The 20,171-nt window shown below is 65.2% G+C and carries 17 protein-coding genes and 1 tRNA gene; 5 read left to right on the forward strand and 13 right to left on the reverse strand.

The genetic code is table 11. The annotated features are described in order from the left end of the window. Nucleotides 1-48: 48 nt before the first annotated feature. From gatB to gatC, 3 genes are all read right to left on the reverse strand, one after another. Nucleotides 49-1,524 carry an Asp-tRNA(Asn)/Glu-tRNA(Gln) amidotransferase subunit GatB gene (gatB, locus tag G3N59_RS13215; RefSeq protein WP_205983084.1) on the reverse strand — a complete coding sequence of 492 codons (1,476 nt, stop codon included), beginning with the start codon at nucleotides 1,522-1,524 and terminating at the stop codon, nucleotides 49-51. A gap of 3 nt (nucleotides 1,525-1,527) precedes the next feature. Beyond that, nucleotides 1,528-3,018 (reverse strand): Asp-tRNA(Asn)/Glu-tRNA(Gln) amidotransferase subunit GatA, encoded by a 1,491-nt coding sequence (gatA, locus tag G3N59_RS13220; RefSeq protein WP_205983085.1) that lies wholly within the window; start codon nucleotides 3,016-3,018, stop codon nucleotides 1,528-1,530. Between the two features lie 170 nt (nucleotides 3,019-3,188). Next, nucleotides 3,189-3,488, reverse strand: a complete 300-nt coding sequence (gatC, locus tag G3N59_RS13225; protein ID WP_205983086.1) for an Asp-tRNA(Asn)/Glu-tRNA(Gln) amidotransferase subunit GatC — start codon at nucleotides 3,486-3,488, stop codon at nucleotides 3,189-3,191. Nucleotides 3,489-3,870: 382 nt separating this feature from the next. Between gatC and G3N59_RS13230 the strand changes: the two genes are divergently transcribed. The 5 genes from G3N59_RS13230 to rodA all read left to right on the forward strand — a co-directional run bounded on the left by G3N59_RS13230 (nucleotide 3,871) and on the right by rodA (nucleotide 10,440). Then, nucleotides 3,871-4,914, forward strand: a complete 1,044-nt coding sequence (locus G3N59_RS13230) for a rod shape-determining protein (protein WP_004189550.1) — start codon at nucleotides 3,871-3,873, stop codon at nucleotides 4,912-4,914. Between the two features lie 230 nt (nucleotides 4,915-5,144). Further along, entirely contained in the window at nucleotides 5,145-6,215 is a 1,071-nt protein-coding gene (gene mreC / locus G3N59_RS13235) for a rod shape-determining protein MreC (RefSeq protein ID WP_205983087.1), read from the forward strand. Further along, nucleotides 6,215-6,727, forward strand: a complete 513-nt coding sequence (gene mreD, locus G3N59_RS13240; RefSeq protein ID WP_205983088.1) for a rod shape-determining protein MreD — start codon at nucleotides 6,215-6,217, stop codon at nucleotides 6,725-6,727. Before mreC ends, mreD begins: the two co-directional genes overlap by 1 nt. A 104-nt stretch (nucleotides 6,728-6,831) precedes the next feature. Beyond that, nucleotides 6,832-9,264, forward strand: a complete 2,433-nt coding sequence (gene mrdA / locus G3N59_RS13245; RefSeq protein WP_205983089.1) for a penicillin-binding protein 2 — start codon at nucleotides 6,832-6,834, stop codon at nucleotides 9,262-9,264. Between the two features lie 9 nt (nucleotides 9,265-9,273). Beyond that, entirely contained in the window at nucleotides 9,274-10,440 is a 1,167-nt protein-coding gene (gene rodA / locus G3N59_RS13250; protein ID WP_205983090.1) for a rod shape-determining protein RodA, read from the forward strand. 99 nt (nucleotides 10,441-10,539) lie between these two features. On the opposite strand, the gene G3N59_RS13255 is transcribed toward rodA, so the two are convergent. From G3N59_RS13255 to rsmB, 10 genes are all read right to left on the reverse strand, one after another. Continuing rightward, nucleotides 10,540-11,256, reverse strand: coding sequence for a tetratricopeptide repeat protein (locus tag G3N59_RS13255; RefSeq protein ID WP_205983091.1), 717 nt, complete (start codon nucleotides 11,254-11,256; stop codon nucleotides 10,540-10,542). Then, nucleotides 11,253-12,035: an aldolase/citrate lyase family protein gene (locus G3N59_RS13260; RefSeq protein ID WP_205983092.1), complete on the reverse strand. Its 783-nt coding sequence runs from the start codon at nucleotides 12,033-12,035 to the stop codon at nucleotides 11,253-11,255. Before G3N59_RS13260 ends, G3N59_RS13255 begins: the two co-directional genes overlap by 4 nt. Before the next feature lie 244 nt (nucleotides 12,036-12,279). After that, nucleotides 12,280-12,723 carry a 6-carboxytetrahydropterin synthase QueD gene (gene queD, locus G3N59_RS13265; RefSeq protein ID WP_205983249.1) on the reverse strand — a complete coding sequence of 148 codons (444 nt, stop codon included), beginning with the start codon at nucleotides 12,721-12,723 and terminating at the stop codon, nucleotides 12,280-12,282. 30 nt (nucleotides 12,724-12,753) lie between these two features. Next, the gene (gene queE, locus G3N59_RS13270; RefSeq protein ID WP_205983093.1) at nucleotides 12,754-13,386 is read right to left on the reverse strand and encodes a 7-carboxy-7-deazaguanine synthase; all 633 of its coding nucleotides are present in this window, start codon (nucleotides 13,384-13,386) and stop codon (nucleotides 12,754-12,756) included. A 269-nt stretch (nucleotides 13,387-13,655) separates the two neighbouring features. Then, nucleotides 13,656-14,390: a 7-cyano-7-deazaguanine synthase QueC gene (gene queC / locus G3N59_RS13275; protein WP_205983094.1), complete on the reverse strand. Its 735-nt coding sequence runs from the start codon at nucleotides 14,388-14,390 to the stop codon at nucleotides 13,656-13,658. A gap of 249 nt (nucleotides 14,391-14,639) precedes the next feature. Beyond that, nucleotides 14,640-14,715 (reverse strand) — tRNA-Phe (locus G3N59_RS13280). 110 nt (nucleotides 14,716-14,825) lie between these two features. Next, nucleotides 14,826-15,515, reverse strand: coding sequence for a response regulator transcription factor EsaR (esaR, locus tag G3N59_RS13285; RefSeq protein WP_205983095.1), 690 nt, complete (start codon nucleotides 15,513-15,515; stop codon nucleotides 14,826-14,828). Beyond that, nucleotides 15,516-17,954, reverse strand: coding sequence for a PAS domain-containing sensor histidine kinase (locus G3N59_RS13290; RefSeq protein WP_205983096.1), 2,439 nt, complete (start codon nucleotides 17,952-17,954; stop codon nucleotides 15,516-15,518). It abuts the gene before it with no gap. Continuing rightward, nucleotides 17,944-18,534: a DUF4390 domain-containing protein gene (locus G3N59_RS13295; RefSeq protein ID WP_205983097.1), complete on the reverse strand. Its 591-nt coding sequence runs from the start codon at nucleotides 18,532-18,534 to the stop codon at nucleotides 17,944-17,946. The genes G3N59_RS13290 and G3N59_RS13295 overlap by 11 nt, the downstream gene beginning before the upstream one ends. After that, nucleotides 18,531-20,051 (reverse strand): 16S rRNA (cytosine(967)-C(5))-methyltransferase RsmB, encoded by a 1,521-nt coding sequence (gene rsmB, locus G3N59_RS13300; RefSeq protein WP_205983098.1) that lies wholly within the window; start codon nucleotides 20,049-20,051, stop codon nucleotides 18,531-18,533. Before rsmB ends, G3N59_RS13295 begins: the two co-directional genes overlap by 4 nt. Between the last annotated feature and the right edge of the window lie 120 nt (nucleotides 20,052-20,171).

The following is a 20,171-nucleotide window of genomic DNA, read 5'->3' on the forward strand; positions in this document are numbered from 1 at the left end:
TGCACGACGCCGCCTCGCCAGTCTGCCGCTCGACAGCCCGTCAGACTATCAGCCCAGCTTCTTCTTCAGCAGTTCGTTGACCTGCTGCGGATTCGCCTTGCCCTTAGTCGCCTTCATGGCCTGGCCGATCAGCGCGTTGAAGGCCTTTTCCTTGCCCGCGCGGAATTCCTCGACCGACTTCGGGTTCGCGGCGAGCACCTCGTCGATGATCGCTTCGAGCGCGCCGGTATCGGAAATCTGCTTGAGGCCCTTCGCTTCGATGATGCGGTCCACGGCGCCTTCGTCGGTGGCCTTCTCGTCCCACATCGCCTGGAAGATTTCCTTGGCGATCTTGTTCGAGATCGTGCCGTCGGCGATACGCGCGAGCAGCAGCGCGAACTGCGCAGCCGAAACCGGCGATGCACCGATGTCCAGACCTTCGCGGTTCAGTTGCGACGAGACTTCGCCCATCAGCCAGTTCGCGGCGGCCTTCGCCTGCGCGGCGCCTGCCTTGGCGACCACGGCCTCGAAATACGCGGCCATCGCCTTGCTCGACGTCAGCACGTTCGCGTCGTACGGCGTCACGCCGTATTGCTCGACGAAACGCGTCTGCATCGTGGCCGGCAGTTCGGGCATTTCGCCCTTCACGCGCTCGATCCACGCTGCGTCGATCGTGAGCGGCATCAGATCGGGATCGGGGAAATAGCGGTAATCGTGCGCGTCTTCCTTGCTGCGCATCGACCGCGTTTCGCGCTTGTCCGGGTCGTAGAGACGCGTTTCCTGCACCACCGTGCCGCCGTCTTCGATCAGCTCGATCTGACGACGCACTTCGTACTGGATGGCTTCTTCGAGGAAGCGGAACGAGTTCAGGTTCTTGATTTCGGCACGCGTGCCGAACTCCTTCTGACCGACCGGACGCACGGAGACGTTCGCATCGCAACGGAACGAACCTTCCTGCATGTTGCCGTCGCAGATGCCGAGCCACACGACCAGCGTGTGCAGCGACTTCGCGTAGGCCACGGCTTCCGCCGCGCTGCGCATTTCAGGTTCCGTAACGATTTCGAGCAGCGGCGTGCCCGCGCGGTTCAGGTCGATCCCCGTCATGCCCGCGAAGTCTTCGTGCAGCGACTTGCCGGCGTCTTCTTCGAGGTGGGCGCGCGTCAGATTGATGGTCTTTTCGTACGCTTCCTTGCCGGACTTTTCGTTGGCCGGCACCTGGATCGTGATCGTGCCGCCCTGCACGACCGGAATCTCGTACTGGCTGATCTGATAGCCCTTCGGCAGATCCGGGTAGAAGTAGTTCTTGCGCGCGAAGATGCTGCGCGGCGCGATCGTCGAACCGATCGCGAGACCGAACTGGATCGCGCGCTCGACGGCGCCGCGGTTCATCACCGGCAGCACGCCCGGCAACGCGAGATCGACGGGGCAGGCCTGCGTGTTGGCGGCCGCGCCGAACTGCGTCGATGCGCCCGAGAAGATCTTGGAGACCGTCGACAGCTGCGCGTGCGTCTCAAGACCGATAACGACTTCCCATTGCGTGCTCATGCTTTACACCCCTGCCGGCGCCTTGCGATGCCAGTCGGTCGCGCGCTGGAAAGCGTCGGCGACCTGCAGCATGCGGGCCTCGTTGAAATAGTTGCCGACGATCTGCAGACCGACCGGACGTTGCGCGTTCGCGCCTGCGCCGAAACCGCACGGCACGCTCATGCCGGGCAGACCCGCGAGGCTGGTCGACAGCGTGTAGATATCCGCGAGATACATCTGCAGCGGATCGTCGCCCTTCGCGCCCAGATCCCATGCCACGCTCGGTGCCACCGGACCCATGATGACGTCGCACTGCTTGAACGCTTCCTGGAAGTCCTGCGCAATGATGCGTCGGATCTTCTGCGCCTGCAGGTAGTACGCGTCGTAGTAGCCGTGCGAAAGCACGTAGGTACCCACCAGAATGCGGCGCTTCACTTCGCGGCCGAAGCCTTCCGCGCGCGACTTCTTGTACATGTCGAGCAGGTCGGTGTACTGGTCGGCGCGATGGCCGAAGCGCACGCCGTCGAAACGCGACAGGTTCGACGAGGCTTCCGCCGGCGCGATCACGTAGTACACGGGAATCGACAGTTCGGTCTTGGGCAGCGTGACTTCCACGAGCGTGGCGCCGAGCGACTCGTAGGTCTTGAGCGCGGCGCCGATGCTCGCACGCACGTCGTCGGCCAGACCCGCGCCGAAGTATTCCTTCGGCAGGCCGATGCGCAGGCCCTTGAGCGGTTTGTCGGCGGTAGCGTCCGGCGTCCAGTTCTGGCCGAGGTGACGCGTGTAGTCTTCGTCCTCGCGCTGCAGGCTGGTGGAATCGCGCTCGTCGAAACCGGCCATGGCGTTGAGCAGCAGCGCGCAGTCGGCGGCGCTTTGCGCCATCGGGCCGCCCTGGTCGAGCGACGAGGCGAACGCGATCATGCCGTAGCGCGACACGCGGCCATACGTGGGCTTGATGCCCGTGATGCCGGTAAACGACGCAGGCTGACGGATCGAGCCGCCGGTATCCGTGCCCGTTGCGGCGGGCGCGAGGCGTGCGGCCACAGCCGCGGCCGAACCGCCCGACGAGCCGCCCGGCACCGCGTTCTTGTCCCACGGGTTCTTCACCGCGCCGAAGTGCGAGTTCTCGTTGGACGAGCCCATTGCGAATTCGTCCATGTTGGCCTTGCCGAGCGTCACCATGCCGGCGCGTTCGAGGCGTGCGACCACCGTGGCGTCGAACGGGCTCACGTAGTTTGCAAGCATCTTCGAGCCTGCGGTCGAGCGCCAGCCGCGCGTGACGAACACGTCCTTGTGCGCGAGCGGGATGCCGGCGAGCGGGCCGGCGTGACCCGAGTGCAGGAGCGCGTCGGCGGCCTTCGCCTGGGCGATCGTCAATTCGGGATTGACGTCGACAAAGGCGTTCAGGTCTTGATGTGCCTCAATCCGGCCGAGGAAATGCTGGGCCAGTTCGACTGCGGAGCACGCCTTCGCGGCCAGTGCGGCGCGCAGTTCGGTCAAACTTTTGTCATGCATTGCGTGATTCCTGGAAGATCGTAACGGGGCGGTCACAACGATCGCACCGTCCGGGAGCGCCTCGCACATGCGCGGGCTGCGCCCCGCCAATTCGGGGGTGGCAACGTTTTCAGAAGTTAAGCTCAGATGACTCGAACTTCTTCGAAAACGCCGCCAAAATGAGCGTTTGTTTACTCAATCACACGCGGGACAAGGTAAAGTCCGTCCTGTACCGCGGGGGCGGGGCGCTGGAAGGCCTCGCGATCCACGGTTTCGGTTACCGCGTCCTCGCGCAGTCGCAGCGCGACGTCTTCGATCTGTTCGATCGGATGCGCGAGCGGCGCAATACCCGTGGTGTCCACGGCCTGCATCTGCTCGACGAGCCCGAAGAAGTTATTCAGGCTTTCGAGCGTATTGCTGGCCTCGGCGTCGGCCAGTTCGAGGCGCGCGAGATGCGCGATGCGCTTCACATCGGTCAGGGTCAGGGCCATGCGGTCACCGGAAAAAAATTGAGACTGGAGCAGCGCGCAAAAAACGGTGCTGCAACAGCGATTTATCGCGCCGGATCCGGGGGCGGAAGAAAGCCTCGACGAGGTCAAAAACTGCCATTCGGATCCTGCAAAACAGGCAAAATTATAAGGTATCATTACGCGTTCGACTCAAACCCGGACCGCCTTGCACCTGCCTTTCAACCCTGGTCGCAGCAATTTGCGCCCAGCAGGCGCGCAGCGGGGCCGCCTCCGGTAACCATTCCCGCAGTTTCAGGCTCCTCGCGGCGGCGCTTTCCGCCCGTCCTGAGGCTGTTATTTTTTCCGCTGCCGCCCGTGACCCGCTCGTCCCGTAGGTCGGCCACAAGCGAGACAGGATTTTTGAATGTTCGGTTTTCTGCGTAGCTACTTCTCCAACGATCTCGCGATCGACCTCGGCACCGCCAACACGCTGATCTACATGCGCGGCAAGGGCATCGTCCTTGACGAGCCGTCGGTTGTGTCCATCCGCCAGGAAGGCGGCCCGAACGGCAAGAAAACGATTCAGGCAGTCGGCAAGGAAGCCAAGCAGATGCTTGGCAAGGTGCCGGGCAATATCGAAGCCATCCGCCCGATGAAGGACGGCGTGATCGCCGACTTCACCGTCACGGAACAGATGATCAAGCAGTTCATCAAGACTGCACACGAATCGCGCATGTTCTCGCCGTCGCCGCGCATCATCATCTGCGTGCCCTGCGGTTCGACCCAGGTCGAGCGCCGCGCGATCAAGGAAGCCGCGCACGGCGCAGGCGCTTCGCAGGTCTACCTGATCGAAGAGCCGATGGCCGCTGCAATCGGCGCCGGCCTGCCGGTCTCGGAAGCCACCGGCTCGATGGTGGTCGACATCGGCGGCGGCACGACCGAAGTCGGCGTGATCTCGCTGGGCGGTATCGTGTACAAGGGCTCGGTGCGCGTGGGCGGCGACAAGTTCGACGAAGCGATCGTCAACTACATCCGCCGCAACTACGGCATGCTGATCGGCGAACAAACCGCCGAAGCCATCAAGAAGGAAATCGGTTCGGCCTTCCCGGGTTCCGAAGTCAAGGAAATGGAAGTCAAGGGCCGCAATCTGTCGGAAGGCATCCCGCGCAGCTTCACGATTTCGAGCAACGAAATCCTCGAAGCGCTCACCGATCCGCTGAACCAGATCGTCTCGTCGGTGAAGATCGCGCTGGAACAAACGCCGCCGGAACTGGGCGCCGACATCGCCGAACGCGGCATGATGCTCACGGGCGGCGGCGCGCTGCTGCGCGACCTCGACCGCCTGCTGGCCGAAGAAACCGGTCTGCCGGTGCTGGTCGCCGAAGACCCGCTCACCTGCGTGGTGCGCGGCTCGGGCATGGCGCTCGAGCGCATGGACAAGCTGGGCAGCATCTTCTCGTACGAGTAAGCGCTGAGCTGCGGGTGCAGGCGGCGCGGTCGATGTCGATGCCAGCGCGCCTGCAATTGCCAGCGCAGGGTCGCCGGCAAATCCGCTACCATCGACGCGCAACGAACGTGAGAGGCGGCAGACATGCTGCCGCGCAGCACGGCGTCCCCGGGTTTCCGGCGTGACGCCGCCAATGCCTCGCACGTTTCACCGTTAGTTTCACCGAACCGCACACGCCCCCGGCGCCGACCATGGAATACAGTCCGCCGCCTTTATTCAAGCAAGGCCCTTCGGCACTCGCACGGCTGCTCTTCTTTGTCGTGCTGTCGATCGCGCTGCTGATCTCCGACGCGCGCTTCAAGACTCTCGAAGTCGTGCGCGGCGTGCTCGGCGCTGGCCTCTATCCGCTGCAACGCGCCGCGCTCGTGCCGCGCGACCTCTTTATGGGCGCCGCCGATCTGGCCGTCACCAGCGCCTCGCTGCGCCAGGACAACGCGCAGTTGCACGCGCGCAATCTCCAGCTTTCGCAGCAAGCCAATCAGGCCGCCTCGCTGGCCGCCGAAAACACGCATCTGCGCGCCCTGCTGCAACTTTCGCAGCGTATTGGCGCGCCTACGACGCCTGCTGAAATCCAGTACGACACGCGCGACCCCTTCACCCAGAAAGTGGTGATCGGCGGCGGTTCGCAGCAGGGTGTGCAGGACGGCGCGCCCGTGCTCAGCGAAGACGGCGTGATCGGTCAGGTCACGCGCGTATTTCCGATGCAGTCCGAAGTGACGCTCGTGACCGACAAGGACCAGGCCGTGCCGGTCGAAGTCGTGCGCACGGGCCTGCGCAGCGTGATTTACGGCACCGCCAAGGGCGATCTGCTCGATCTGCGCTTCGTGCCGATCAGCGCCGACCTGCAAAACGGCGACGAACTCGTGACCAGCGGCCTGGACGGCGTCTATCCGCAAGGTCTGCCGGTGGCGAAGGTCATTCGCGTCGATAAACAGGCCGATACGGCGTTCGCGCGCGTGGTCTGCGCGCCGCTCGCCGCCGTGCGCGGTGCGCGCCAGGTGCTGGTGCTGCATTTCGTGCGCCAGGTGCCGCCGAATCCGGTCGAAGCCGCCGAGGCCGCATCGGCAGCCGCCGCCGCCGAAGCCAAGGAAGCGAAGAAGAAGGCCGCGAAGGACAAGAAGGCCGACGACAAGTCGAAGGGCGCCTCGGCGCCCGCCGCCGCCAAGCCTGCAGCAAATGTTACGCAACCTGTGACGCCACCCGCTACGCAAGCCACGACGCAACCCGCACCGGCCAAACCCGCCGCGCAAGGGGGCCACTGATGGCGCGTCCGCAATACATTCTCCAGCCGGTCAACCCGTACTTCATCGCGTTCAGTCTCGCGGCGGCGTTCCTGTTGAACCTGCTGCCGTGGGGCAAACTGCCGGGCGTGCCGGATTTCGTCGCGCTCGTGCTGCTGTTCTGGAACGTTCATCAGCCGCGCAAGGTGGGCATGGGCATCGCGTTCTGCCTCGGCCTGCTGATGGACGTGCATAACGCCAACCTGCTCGGCGAACACGCGCTCGCCTACACGCTGCTGTCGTTCGGCGCGATCACGATTCACCGCCGCGTGCTGTGGATGTCGATCGGCGTGCAGATGTTCGCCGTCACGCCCCTGCTCGTGGGCGCGCAGGTCGTGCCGTTCGTGATCCGCCTGTTGATGGGCGCATCCTTCCCCGGTTGGGGCTATCTGATCAGCGGCTTCGTCGAAGCCGTGCTGTGGCCGGTCACCAGCCTGTTGCTGCTGCTGCCGCAGCGCCGCCCCGTCGATCCCGACGATACGCGGCCCATCTGAGCGGCCTCGCGCCGCTCACCGTTGAAAGTCGCAACCGATGACCACCTCTTCCTACCGGCCCGCCGCAGCGCTCGCGCGAGGCGCGGGCTTCGGCGTATGAGCGCATGACCGAATTCAAGGACACCCAGCAGCAGCTCACGAAGTACCGCCTGCGCGTCGCGGCGGCGGGACTGTTCGTGTTCGTCTGCTTCGGGCTGATCGCGTTCCGTTTCCTCTATCTGCAGGTCTGGAACCACAGCAAATACTCGCTGCAGGCCGACGAAAACCGCATTTCCGTCGCGCCCATCGTGCCGAACCGCGGCATCATCACGGACCGCAACGGCGTCGTGCTGGCGAAGAACTATTCCGCCTACACGCTGGAAATCACGCCCTCGAAGCTCACCGATACGCTCGACAACACGATCGACCAGCTCTCGACCGTGATCCCGATCGATGCGCGCGACCGTCGCCGCTTCAAGAAGCTGCTCGAAGACTCCAAGAACTTCGAAAGCCTGCCGATCCGCACGCGCCTGACCGACGACGAAGTCGCCCGCTTCACCGCCCAGCGCTTCCGTTTCCCGGGCGTGGAAGTGCGCGCGCGTCTGTTCCGCCAGTACCCGCTCGGCACCACGGCTGCGCACGTGATCGGCTATATCGGCCGCATTTCGCAGCGCGACCAGGAACGTATCGACGATCTCTCGGACAAGAACGACAGCGATCCCGAGCACTACGATCCGCGTCTGGACGCGAACAACTACAACGGCACCGACTACATCGGCAAGATCGGCGTCGAGCAGAGCTACGAAACCGAACTGCACGGCCTGACCGGCTTCGAGGAAGTGGAAGTGACGGCGGGCGGGCGCCCGGTGCGCACGCTCTCGCGCACGCAGGCCACGCCGGGCAACAACCTCGTGCTGTCGATCGACATCGGTTTGCAGCAGGTGGCGGAGCAGGCTTTTGCGGGCAAGCGCGGCGCGCTGGTGGCCATCGAGCCGTCGACGGGCGACATTCTGGCCTTCGTCTCCGCGCCCAGTTTCGATCCGAACTCGTTCGTGGACGGCATCGACCAGCAGACCTGGGACGAGCTCAACAACTCGCCCGATCACCCGCTGCTGAACCGTCCGTTGCACGGCACCTATCCGCCGGGCTCGACCTACAAGCCGTTCATGGCGCTGGCCGCGCTCACGCTGCACAAGCGCACGCCGCAGTGGGGCTTTTCGGACCCCGGCTATTACATGTTCGGCGGCCACCGCTTCAATAACGACGTGCGTTCGGGTCAGGGCTGGGTCGACATGAACCGCGCGATCATGGTGTCGAACGACACCTACTTCTTCATGCTCGCGCACGACCTGGGCGTGGACGCCATCGCCAACTTCATGAAGCCGCTGGGCTTCGGCCAGTTGACCGGCATCGACATTTCGGGCGAAGCGCGCGGCATCCTGCCCTCGACGGAATGGAAGCGGAAAGCCTACAAGAAGCCCGAGCAGCAGAAGTGGTACGAAGGCGAAACGATCAGTCTGGGCATCGGCCAGGGCTACAACTCGTTCACGATCCTGCAGCTCGCGCACGCCACGGCCACGCTCGCCGATAACGGCATCCTGATGAAGCCTCACCTCGTGAAGGAAATCGAAAATCCGATCACGAAGGAAGAGCATCTGACCGTGCCGAGCGAAAGCGGGCGTCTGGATGTGAAGCAGTCCGATATCGATGTCGTGAAGCGCGGCATGGAAAACGTGACGATGAATCCGTCGGGCACGGCGTACAAGCTGTTCCAGACCGCGCCGTACACGTCGGCGGGCAAGACCGGTACGGCGCAGGTGTATTCGCTGCAGGGCGCGAAGTATCAGGCGCATGCGGTGGCCGAACATCTGCGCGACCACGCGCTCTTCACGGCGTTCGCCCCGGTCGACAAGCCGCAGATCGCGCTGGCGCTGATCGTCGAAAACGGCGGCTGGGGTGCGCAGTCCGCTGGCCCGATCGCGCGCCGCGTGCTCGACTACTGGCTCGTCGATCGGCTGAAGCCGGGCGCCGAACAGGCTGCCGTCGCGGCCGCGGCATCGGCGACGCAGGACGCGTCCGCGCCGGTGATCGGTCTGCCGCCGCAAGGGGCTTCGGCGCCTGCGGCAGTGTCCGGTGCATCGGCAGCATCGGCGGCATCGGGCGTGCCTGCTGCGACCGTGCAGCCGATGGTGCGCATCGCGGCCGGCTTCACGCCGCTGCCGATTCCCGGCGCGGCGTCCGCGGCCGAAGCCGCTTCGGCGGCTTCCGCCGCACAGGCTGCATCGGGTGCGAACGCGGCATCGAATACCGCACCGAATGCGGCGTCGAACGCCGCAGCCGGCGCTCAATCCGCCAGCAAAAATGCCGCGTCCGCAGATTCCGCCGACGCAGCGACCAGCAACACGGACGACGACGCCCCGGCCCAGCGCCCCGCCGCCGCGTCCTTGCCGCGCCATTTCGGCCCCGGCCCGCATCGTCCGCGCCGCCCGGCTCATGCGCCCGCGGCCGCCACGCTCGCGCCGCCGCCCAAGCCCGCCACGGGCGGCATCGACGAGTAAGGAGTTCCCATGCCTCTTCTCCAGTTCGACAAGATCGACAAACGCGCCGTGCTCGACACGCTGCGCAAGATGTTCCTCGGCTTCGACCGCCCGCTCGCGCTCACCGTGTTCCTGCTGCTGTGCGTGGGCATCGTCACGCTCTACAGCGCGAGTCTGGACGTGCCTGGCCGCGTCGAAGACCAGTTGCGCAACATCATGCTGACCTTCGTGCTGATGTGGGGCCTCGCCAATGTGCCGCCCAATACGCTGATGCGCTTCGCGGTGCCGATCTACACCTTCGGCATCGCCTTGCTGATCGCGGTGGCGGCGTTCGGCCTCACGCGCAAGGGCGCGAAACGCTGGATCAACGTGGGTGTGGTGATCCAGCCGTCGGAAATCCTGAAGATCGCCACGCCGCTGATGCTCGCGTGGTACTACCAGCGCCGCGAAGGCGTGATGCGCTGGTACGACTTCCTCGTGGGCTTCATCATCCTGCTCGTGCCGGTTGGCCTGATCGCCAAGCAGCCGGACCTGGGCACCGCCGTGCTGGTGTTCGCCTCGGGCTTCTTCGTGATCTATTTCGCGGGGCTGTCGTTCAAGCTGATCGTGCCGGTGCTGATCGCGGGCATCATCGCGGTGGCGTCGATCGCCGCGTTCCAGGACAAGATCTGCCAGCCGCAGGTGAACTGGCCGCTCATGCACGACTACCAGAAGCACCGTATCTGCACGCTGCTCGATCCCACGTCCGATCCGCTCGGCAAGGGTTTCCACACGATTCAGGCGGTGATTGCGATCGGCTCGGGCGGCCCGCTCGGCAAGGGCTGGCTCAAGGGCACGCAGTCGCACCTGGAGTTCATCCCCGAAAAGCACACCGACTTCATCTTCGCGGTGTTTTCCGAGGAATTCGGCATGGCGGGCGGCATCGTGCTGCTCACGCTCTATATGTGTCTGATCGCGCGCGGGCTCTATATCGCGGCCAATGGCGCGACGCTCTTTGGCCGATTACTGGCCGGCTCGCTGACGATGGCGTTCTTCACCTACGCGTTCGTGAATATCGGCATGGTGAGCGGGATTCTGCCCGTGGTGGGCGTGCCGCTGCCGTTCATGAGTTACGGCGGCACTGCGCTCACGACGCTCGGTATCGCCATCGGGCTGATCATGAGTGTCGGGCGGCAGAAGCGGCTGATGCAGAGCTGACGGCCTGCACGCTTTGCGCCTGGATTCGCGCCTGGATTTGCGCCTGGAAAACAAAAACGCGCCGGTTTCGACCGGCGCGTTTGCGTTTGGGGACGCGCATTATTGCGACTGCGCCGGCGCGGCCTTCTGCAGTTGCGCGCTCAACTGCTGAAACTTCAGGCGCGCCACCGGATCGCCCTGCGCCGCCGCCGCCGCGTAGTAAGCCCGCGCGACGTTGAGGTTCTTCGGCACGCCATCGCCGCCGCGCTCGTAGAACGAGCCGGTCACGTATTGCGCGGTCATGTCGCCGCCCTCGGCGGCCTTCTTGTACCAGTAGAACGCCTGCTTGTTGTCGCGCCCGGTGCCGCGTCCGTCGAGGAACTGGTTCGCGAGCGCGAGTTCCGCCTGCACGTGGCCCTGCTTCGCGGCCCTGAGGAACCACTGGTGCGCTTCGACCGGATTGCGATCGACGAAGTCGCCATCGTCGTACATCTTGCCGTACACGTATTGCGCGTGGGACATGTTGGCGTCCGCCGCCTTGCGCAGCCATTTGCGGCCTTCGCTCACGTCCGCCGCGCCGCCTTCGCCGTTGAGCAGCATCATCGCGTAGTTGAATTCGGCGAGCCGATTGCCGTGCGCCGCCGCGCCCTGGAATTCGGTGCGGGCGACCGCGAGATTGCCGGCGTTGTAATCGGCGACGGCGCTGGCCGTCTGCGGATCGGATTCCGCGCTCACCGAAGGCTGGCCGCCCGTGCCCGCCGCGCAGGCGACGGCGCTCGCGCCCGAAAAGGCCAACGCAAACGCCCAGTGGCGTACCGCTGCAGAACTACGCTTCATGCGCGCGCCTCCTGCAGTGCCTGACGCGTCGCGCGCACGAGCCACATCACATCGGCGGCAAGCGCAATGAAGCTAAAGCCCATTTCGCGATACTGCTTCGCCTGCGCCGCGTCCATCGCGAAGATGCCCGACGCCACGCCCGCCGCACGCGCCGCCGCCGCGATGCGCACCATTGCCGCCGCGACATCGGGATGCTTCGAATCGCCCAGATGACCGAGGCTCGCGGCCAGATCCGCCGGACCGACGAACAGGCAATCGACGCCCGGCACCGCAGCGATCTGCTCGACGTTGGCCAGCGCCTGCGCCGACTCGATCTGCACGATCGAGGCGATCTGCGCATTGGCGCCGTGCAGATAGTCGCGCCGCATGCCGTAGGCCGCCGCGCGCACCGCGCCCGCGACGCCACGCTGGCCGTCCGGGGTATTGGCATCGGGATATTGGGTGGTGCTGACCGCCTGCCGCGCCTCCTCGGCCGAACCGATATTGGGGAACATCACCGTGCGCACGCCGGCATCGAGCACGTGCTTGACGAGCCAGGGCTCGTTGGCCGCCACGCGCACGACCGGCTCGGTCGGCATATGCGCGGCCGCGATGGCACGCAGTTGCGCGATGGTGTCGCCGCTGTCGTTGGGCGTGTGCTCCATGTCGATCAGCAGCCAGTCGAAGCCGGCATGCGCCAGCGCCTCGGCAGCCGTTTCGCTGCCCATCGACAGCCAGAGGCCGAACAGCGGTTCCGCCTGCTTGAGGCGTTCCTTGAGGGGATTGGTGAAGGTGCTCATCGCCGTGCTCCCGGCGAGGCTGCGGGAACCGTGCGTCCCGCGCGGGCCACCCGGCCCGGCAACGCCACGGCCGGCATGTCTCGCTTCGCTATGTGGTTATGTGAGCGGCGACGCCAGTGCCCGACGCCGCCTTGCGAAAGCGATCATACCGCGCCAAAAGTACGCAGGCCGGGTGGAAAACCCGGCCTTGCGCGGCGCTTCAAGTGCGTAACTACGCTGGCATTGCAGGCGCAATGCACGGCCGTCAGTCGCGGATGACTTCGGCCCAGCAGTTCGGCGTTTCGTACAGGCGCACCTTATGCAGCTGCAGATTCACGCCGTAGTGCGCGTCGTAGACGCTCGCGAGGATTTCGAACGCGATGGCCGCGAGGTTTTCCACGGTCGGGATACGGTCGATCACGACGGTCTTGTGGCCCGGCAGCGTTTCGAGGAAACCGCGCACCTGCGTGTCGCCTTCGAAGACGAGGAACGCGTGGTCCCACAGATCGACGAGATGCTGGTTCGCGAGCGCCTTCACATCGGCGAAATCCATCACCATGCCGCGGTCGGGCGCGCCTTCCGTTTCGACGGTGTCGCCTTGCAGCGTGATTTCGAGCACATAGCGATGGCCGTGCAGATTCCTGCACTGGCTGCGGTGGTCGGGAATGCGGTGGCCCGCATCGAATTCGAGTTTTCGGGTGATCGTCAGCACGGCTGCTTCAACGGAAAAAGGCAAAATTCAGGGAATATTCAGGTACTTGTGAGTCTGCATCGACAGGCGCCACTGCGGATGTCGCTTGCACCAGTCGATCGCGAGCTTGGTGTTCAGGTCGCGCGAGGGACCGTCCATCGGCTGGACCAGGAAGTACTCGAAGTCGAGCTTCGCGTAATCGGCCAGACGCTGGTTGTCCTGCGGCACCACGACCTTCAGTTCGTTGCCCTTCGTGACCACGAGCGGCGCGTCGGCCTTCGGGCTCACGCAGATCCAGTCGATGGTTTCGAGCACCGGCAGCGAACCGTTGGTTTCGATGGCGATCTCGAAGCCCGCCGCGTGCAGCGCATCGACGAAAGGCTGATCGATCTGCAGCATCGGCTCGCCGCCCGTGCAGACCACGAAGCGGTTGTTCTCGCCTTCCGGCCACAGCGACGCGATCTTCGCGACCAGTTCCTCGGGCGTGCGGAATTTGCCGCCGTTCTCGCCATCGGTGCCGACGAAATCGGTGTCGCAGAAACGGCACTGCGCGCTCTCGCGGTCTTCCTCGCGGCCCGACCACAGATTGCAGCCGGCGAACCGGCAGAACACGGCCGGACGCCCGGCGTTCGCGCCTTCGCCCTGCAACGTGTAGAAGATTTCCTTTACCGCGTAAGTCATGCTGCTGCCTGGTTTGATACCTGTGCTGCCGGGGCGCGGTACGTACGTGCAGTGACTGCGGTACGTGCTGGATCGCGCTCGCCTGGCGTCGACGGGAAGACTCGTGGGGAGCCGGTGCTTGCGGGCGTTATTGTGTCGCGTTTGCGGCGGGTCTGCTTGCTTGCTGCTTTACTGCTGCTTGCGCGTCACGCGTCGTGTTACGAAGGGCGCTGCCCGTGCGCCGCTTCGTTTGTCATTCGATACTGCGGTTGCCGTCCGGTGCAGCGCCTTCAGACCGGCGCTTCCGTCACCTGCTCGCCGGCCAGATACGCTTCGTAGCCGCGCTTGCGCAGCTTGCAGGCCGGGCATTCGCCACAGCCGAAGCCCCAGGCGTGCAGCTCGGCGCGCTCGCCCACGTAGCACGTATGGGTTTCCACGCGCACCAGTTCGACCAGCGCCTCGCCACCGAGTTGCTCGGCGAGTCGCCACGTGTCGCCCTTATCGAGCCACATCAGCGGCGTTTCCAGCACAAAGCGGGTGTCCATGCCGAGGTTCAGCGCGACTTGCAGCGCCTTCATGGTGTCGTCGCGGCAATCGGGATAGCCCGAAAAGTCGGTTTCGCACATGCCGCCTACCAGCACGCGCAGGCCACGCCGGTAAGCGATGGCCGCCGCGATCTGCATGAACATCAGGTTGCGGCCGGGCACGAAGGTGTTCGGCAGGCCGCTTGCGGCCGTTTCGATCTCGATCTCGCGCGTCATGGCGGTATCGCTGATCGAACCGAGCACGGACAGATCGATCATGTGATCGTCGCCGAGGCGTTCGGCCCATTCGGGAAACTCGCGCGCGATGGCGGCGCGAAAGCCCTCACGGCACTCCAGTTCGACGCGATGACGCTGGCCGTAATCGAAGCCGAGCGTCTCGACGGTTTCGTAACGGTCGAGCGCCCAGGCGAGGCACGTCGCCGAGTCCTGGCCGCCGGAAAACAGCACGAGCGCGCCGTTTCTGGTTTCTGTTCGAGTCACCGTGAAACTCCGAGTTGAGAGGTTCCGCGCGGTCGCAAGCCTTCAAAACCCGCCGGGCGGACCGGCCCGGGCATGTCGCCCACCGGCCCAAGCAGTATAGGCCGCAGCCTGGTGGCCGATATCGGCGCCACTTTATACCGCTGATACCGGATGCCTTGCATCGCCTGCTGCGGGAGGACTCACCAGCACACAGGGGACCGCCAATGAAAAAGCCCCAGGAATCGAACGATCTCCTGGGGCTCTGCATTCTGGTGGCCTGGGTCGGAATCGAACCAACGACACGCGGATTTTCAATCCGCTGCTCTACCAACTGAGCTACCGGGCCAACGAAGAAGGCAAAGTATATAAGCCTTTTTCGGTTTGCGCAAGCCCCTTCTCAAAACTTTGTGAAGAGACTGCGCTGAAACTGCGATTGAATCAGCGGCTGGGGAAAGCTCACTCGCCCTTGCTCTTGCCCAGATCGACGCCAAGCTGCTTGAGCTTGCGATACAGGTGGGTGCGTTCGAGCCCGGTTTTCTCCGCCACGCGCGTCATGCTGCCGTTCTCGCGTGCGAGGTGGTACTCGAAGTACGCACGCTCGAACGCGTCGCGGGCATCGCGCAGCGGAATGTCGAACGAGATCGACGCCGTCTGCGCGGCGCTCACGCCAGGCGAGCCTTCGACGCCCAGCACCGGCAACGCCGCCGCCGAGGCCACCACGGCCGGGCCGCCCGCCACCGGTTTCGCGCCAGGCGCGCCCGCCGCCGGCGCTGCCGCGGCCGTGCCGCGCGCGAGACCCTGCTCGACGGCCTTGAGCAGCTTTTGCAGCGCGATCGGTTTTTCGAGGAAGTTGAGTGCGCCGATCTTGGTCGCCTCGACCGCCGTGTCGATGGTCGCGTGTCCCGACATCATGATGACCGGCATCGACAACTGACCTTGCGCCGCCCACTCCTTCAGAAGCGTCACGCCATCGGTATCCGGCATCCAGATATCGAGCAGCACCAGGTCCGGCACCTGACGCTGACGGAATTCACGCGCCTGCTGCGCGTCCTCCGCGAGCTCCACGACGTGTCCTTCGTCGCTGAGGATCTCCGAGAGCAATTCCCGGATGCCCATTTCATCGTCTACCACCAGGATGGTTGCCATTTACGCTGCCCTTGTCTGCACTGTTGCTTTTGTTCCTTGCTCCGCCGCTGCGCGCGAACTACTGGCGCCCGGTTTGCCCGTTGCGGCATCCGGTGCGGTGTCATCGGCGAGCTGGAGAAAGAGAATCGAGATCTGCGCGCCTTCTATCACATCGCCCGCTTTCATGCGATTACGAATGTCGATACGCGCGCCGTGCTCGTCGACGATCTTCTTGACCATCGCAAGCCCGAGTCCTGTTCCTTTGGCCTTGGTCGTCACGTAGGGTTCAAACGCGCGCGTAAGAATGCGCGCCGGAAAACCCGGCCCGTTGTCCGACACCGTGAGACGCACCGCGACGCGCGTGCGGCCTTCCGCATCCGGATCGCCGTATTCTACGGCCCGCGTCTCCAGCGTCACACGTGGCGTGGCGACATCGGCCACCGCATCCTGCGCGTTCTGCAGCAGGTTGTGAATGACCTGACGCAATTGCGTGGCGTCGCCGCGTATCACCGGCAGATTCGACAGCTCCACCTTGATCGCGCTCTTGCCTTCTTCGGCGCCGTAAAGCGTGAGCACTTCGCTCACCAGATCGTTCAGTTGCAGGCTCGCGAGCACCGCCGGCGGCGTGCGCGCGTAGTCGCGGAAATTGTCGACCATCTGCTTCATCGCGGCGACCTGATTGACGATCGTGGTCGCGCCGCGCTTGAGCACTTCGGCATCGGACGGCCCGAGCTTGTCGGTCAGCTTCATCTGCAGGCGTTCGGCGGAAAGCTGGATCGGCGTGAGCGGATTCTTGATCTCGTGCGCGAGACGCCGCGCGACTTCGCCCCACGCGACCGAACGCTGCGCGGAGATCACGTCGGAAATATCGTCGAACACCACCACGTAGCCGGAGGTCTGCATGTCGCCGGCGTCGCGCCCGGTGTCCGACACCAGACGCGCGCCGCGCACCAGCAGCGTCAGCGGATCGGTTTCGCCCGCAACGGGTACGGAGAACTGCTGCTGCCAGTGGCCGCGATCGACGCTTCGGTCTTCGCCGTCGCGCCGCGACGCTTCCTGATCGGCGAAGGCCTTGCGCACCATCGCCGCGAAGTCGCCGAGCGCCGCGACGTGATCGATCGGCAGACCCAGCTGCGTCTCGAACGGATGACGGAAGATGCGTTCCGCGCCGGGGTTCGCCGTGGTCAGGCGGAACTGCCGGTCGAACACGAACACGCCCGCCGTGAGGTTGGCGAGAATGCTTTCGAGATAGGCCTTCGAATGTTCGAGCGCGACGCGGTTCTTCTCCACCGCAAGGCGCGCTTCGGAAAGCTGGCGCGTCATCGCGTTGAAGGACTGCGTGAGGAAGCCCAGTTCGTCGCGCGACTTGATTTCGCGTTTAGGCGTGTAGTCGCCTTCGGCCACTTCCTTGGTGCCCTGCGCGAGCAGGAACAGCGGCCGCGCCAGCTGGTTGCCGAGCGCGAGCGCCAGCATCATCGCCACGAAGGTCGCGAGGAACAGCGCGAGCGTCAGCGTGCCGATGTACATCTTGCGCAAGCCCGTGCGGCCCAGCGCCTTTTCCTGATATTCGCGATAGGCGCGCTGCACCGCATCCGCGTTGCGCGCGAGCGCGGCGGGCACGGGTTGTTCGAGTTGCAGGAAGCGTTCGGCGGGTTGCAGGTCGGTGGTGTTGCCGTCCGGAATGCGCGTGACCACGCGCAGCCGCAACGCGCCCTTCGGACCATGCAGACGCGGATCGCCATCGACTTCGCCTTCGATCGCCGCATAGCCGCGCCCGCGCGCCTGATCGATCATCAGCTGCGAAGGCAAATCGGCCGGCATCAGCGAGGAGAAGTTGCTCGATGCCTGCGCCACCACGTGCATATCGGGCGCGGCGCCCGACATGCTGCGCACCGGCTCGACGATGGTCGCGTCCTGCACGCCGAACTGGTCGCGCGCGCGCAAAAGCGTGAGCGTCGTGCCCGCCGAATCGCCGTTGGCAATCTGCTCGGCCATCAGGCGGCCCTTGGTCTGCAGATCGGACAGCGAGGCGTCGAGCATGCCGCGCCCGAGATTGAGGCCCGCCGTGAGCGCGGTTTCCACGTTCACGTCGAACCACGATTCGATCGAGCGCGACACGAACTGGTACGACACGATGTAGATGATGCCGCCCGGCACCACGCCCACCAGCGCGAAGAAGAACGCGAGTTTGGCCAGCAGCCGTGTGCCGAACTTGCCGCGCCGCAGACGCACGGCGATCACGATCACGAGCGCCGTCACCACGGACAGGAAGACGATCGCCACGCCGATATTGGCCGCGTAGAGCCAGCCGTAATAGCGGTCGAAGAATTCGGTATTGGCGCTCGCGGCCGCGAGCAGCACGAGCAGCAGCGTCGCGGTGAGCGCGACGGTCGACACCAGCAGCCTGACGACGAAGCTGCTGAAGCTGCCTCCGGTGGCGCGGCGCACTTTATCTAGCACGATCGGTCACCGTGAATCCAAAGCGCTTCCAGTCGGAAGCGAGATTCCAGTCGCGGTTGTTGACCGCGTCGATCTGGAAAGGTTTGGGCATGAGCGCCACGTCGAGTTGCATGCGCACCGAAGCCGTATAGGTCTCGCCCGGATGCACCTGGTTGCGCTCGATCACGTGCCACGAGGTCACGTGCTTGATGACGGCGAGCGCTTCCGAAAGCGTCGAAAAGCCGAGTTGCAGCCCGCCGCTGGAGACGCGGTACTCGCGCGTGAGCGGCTGGAACGACAGGCGGATGCTTTGCGACACGCTTGCGGGCTGTTCGTCGAACCAGTACCAGCGCGGGCGCGTGAGTTCGAAATCGGTGGTGAAGTAGAGCGGAATGCCCTTGTTGACCGCGTCTTCCAGGCTGCTGTTGAGCTCGAAATCGAAGCGGGCGTCGAGGCTCCAGCCGCTGCTGTCGGCCTGCAATGAGGCGCGCTGCACCGAAATCGAATCGGCGCGCGCGGGCGTGACGGCGAGCAAGCCGAAGGTCAGCGCGAGCCAGAGCAGGGCCGCGAAGCGCAGCGGGAAGAAGCGTTTAATGGTCACCGTTTCTGAAAGCGCGCGTAGAAGAAACCGTCGTGATCTGCGGTGCGATCGGGAACGGGGCTGGCGCTTGTGCCGAGGTCGGTACTTGCGTCGGCTTCGCGCCCGGCGGGCAGCAGTTGCCCCGGCGCGTCCAATCGTACCGCATCCGCGTGGGTGCTTTCAAACCAGCGCGCCTGGGCTTCGCCTTCCTCGGGGAAGATCGAGCAGGTGACGTAGAGCAACTCGCCGCCCGGCTTGAGCAGACCCCACAGCGCATCGACGATACGGCGCTGCTCCTGCGCGAGCGCCGCGATGTCGTTCGCGCGGCGCAGCCAGCGGATATCGGGATGGCGACGCACGATGCCCGAAGCCGAGCACGGCACGTCCGCGAGAATGCGATCGAACGGCTGGCCGTCGAACCATGCGTCCGGCACGCCGGCATCGCCGATCACGACGCGGCCGATACGGGCCGGGGCATCGTCAGCGTTGTGCTCCGCGAAACCCAGCCGCGCGAAGTTTTCGCCGATCCGCGAGGCGCGCACGGCGTCGCTTTCCAGCGCGATCAGGTCGATATCGGCGAGTTCGAGCAGATGGCCGCTCTTGCCGCCGGGCGCCGCGCACGCGTCGAGCACGCGCATGCCGTCACGCACGTCGAGCGCGGTTGCAGCGAGCTGCGCGCCCGCGTCCTGCACGGACACATCGCCGGCCATGAAACCGGGAATGCGATCGACGGGCAAGGGCGAAGCCAGACGCACGGCGTACTCGCCGATCTGCGTCGCCGCGATATTTTCGGCCGCGAGGCGTTGCACGTAATCGGCCGCGTTGGTGCGGCGCTCGTTCACGCGCAGCGTGAGCGGCCCGTGCGTGTTGCCCGTTTCGAGAATCGTCTGCCACTGGTCAGGCCACGCGCGGCGGATCGCGTCGATCCACCATTGCGGATAGTTCCAGCGCGCGACTTCATCGGCCTGCGCCGCCGCCAGCGCGCTCTCGCGCTCGCGCAGGAAACCGCGCAGCACGGCGTTCACGAGGCCCTTCGCAAAAGCGCTTTCGCGGCGCGCGCCAATCGCGCGCACAGCCTGGTCGACCACGGTGAAAGGCGTGTAGGCCGCATGCGCTTCGTCATCGACGAGCAGTGCCAGCGCGCACGCCAGCAGATTCGTCACGTGCGCGGGCGGCGCCTTGCTGATGCGCTGCTTGATCAGATAATCGACGATGCCAAGACGACGCATCGTGCGATACGCGATGTCCTGCACCGCGCCGCGCGCCATCGGCGTGAAATCGGCCGGCAAGGCGGCGAAGACGCTCGATAGCGCTGCCGGCAAAGCCGAACCCGCGCGCACCGCACCGACGGCGTACGCAGCCTGGTCGAGCGCGAAGCCGAGCGAGTCGGGGGCCAGATGCACGGCCTGCTGGCTTTCGGTTCCGCGCGGCGAGCCCGGACGTGAGCCCGGACGCGAGCCCGAACGCGAGCCCGAACGTGAAGCGGGACGTTTGGCGTGAGCAGGACCGGACGGGCGGCGGGAAGAACTGGATGTCATGAAGAAACCGGATGCGGCCGCACCGTGGCGCGGCAAATGGAGCACAAGCGACCCATTGTAGCGTGGCGCGAGCGCAACGCCGCCGGGCGCACTGCAAATGAAAAGGGCAGACCCATGGTC

This window comes from Paraburkholderia sp. Ac-20340 (assembly GCF_017104965.1).
GTDB lineage: Bacteria > Pseudomonadota > Gammaproteobacteria > Burkholderiales > Burkholderiaceae > Paraburkholderia.

What these genes read in the sequence shown, in the direction of transcription:
- rodA (WP_205983090.1), top strand. Translation starts at nt 9,274, where the DNA reads ATGCCTCTTCTCCAGTTCGACAAGATCGACAAACGCGCCGTGCTCGAC.
- G3N59_RS13260 (WP_205983092.1), bottom strand. Translation starts at nt 12,035, where the DNA reads ATGAGCACCTTCACCAATCCCCTCAAGGAACGCCTCAAGCAGGCGGAA.
- mrdA (WP_205983089.1), top strand. Translation starts at nt 6,832, where the DNA reads ATGACCGAATTCAAGGACACCCAGCAGCAGCTCACGAAGTACCGCCTG.
- G3N59_RS13230 (WP_004189550.1), top strand. Translation starts at nt 3,871, where the DNA reads ATGTTCGGTTTTCTGCGTAGCTACTTCTCCAACGATCTCGCGATCGAC.
- rsmB (WP_205983098.1), bottom strand. Translation starts at nt 20,051, where the DNA reads ATGACATCCAGTTCTTCCCGCCGCCCGTCCGGTCCTGCTCACGCCAAA.
- gatA (WP_205983085.1), bottom strand. Translation starts at nt 3,018, where the DNA reads ATGCATGACAAAAGTTTGACCGAACTGCGCGCCGCACTGGCCGCGAAG.
- queE (WP_205983093.1), bottom strand. Translation starts at nt 13,386, where the DNA reads ATGACTTACGCGGTAAAGGAAATCTTCTACACGTTGCAGGGCGAAGGC.
- gatC (WP_205983086.1), bottom strand. Translation starts at nt 3,488, where the DNA reads ATGGCCCTGACCCTGACCGATGTGAAGCGCATCGCGCATCTCGCGCGC.
- G3N59_RS13255 (WP_205983091.1), bottom strand. Translation starts at nt 11,256, where the DNA reads ATGAAGCGTAGTTCTGCAGCGGTACGCCACTGGGCGTTTGCGTTGGCC.
- gatB (WP_205983084.1), bottom strand. Translation starts at nt 1,524, where the DNA reads ATGAGCACGCAATGGGAAGTCGTTATCGGTCTTGAGACGCACGCGCAG.
- esaR (WP_205983095.1), bottom strand. Translation starts at nt 15,515, where the DNA reads ATGGCAACCATCCTGGTGGTAGACGATGAAATGGGCATCCGGGAATTG.
- mreD (WP_205983088.1), top strand. Translation starts at nt 6,215, where the DNA reads ATGGCGCGTCCGCAATACATTCTCCAGCCGGTCAACCCGTACTTCATC.
- mreC (WP_205983087.1), top strand. Translation starts at nt 5,145, where the DNA reads ATGGAATACAGTCCGCCGCCTTTATTCAAGCAAGGCCCTTCGGCACTC.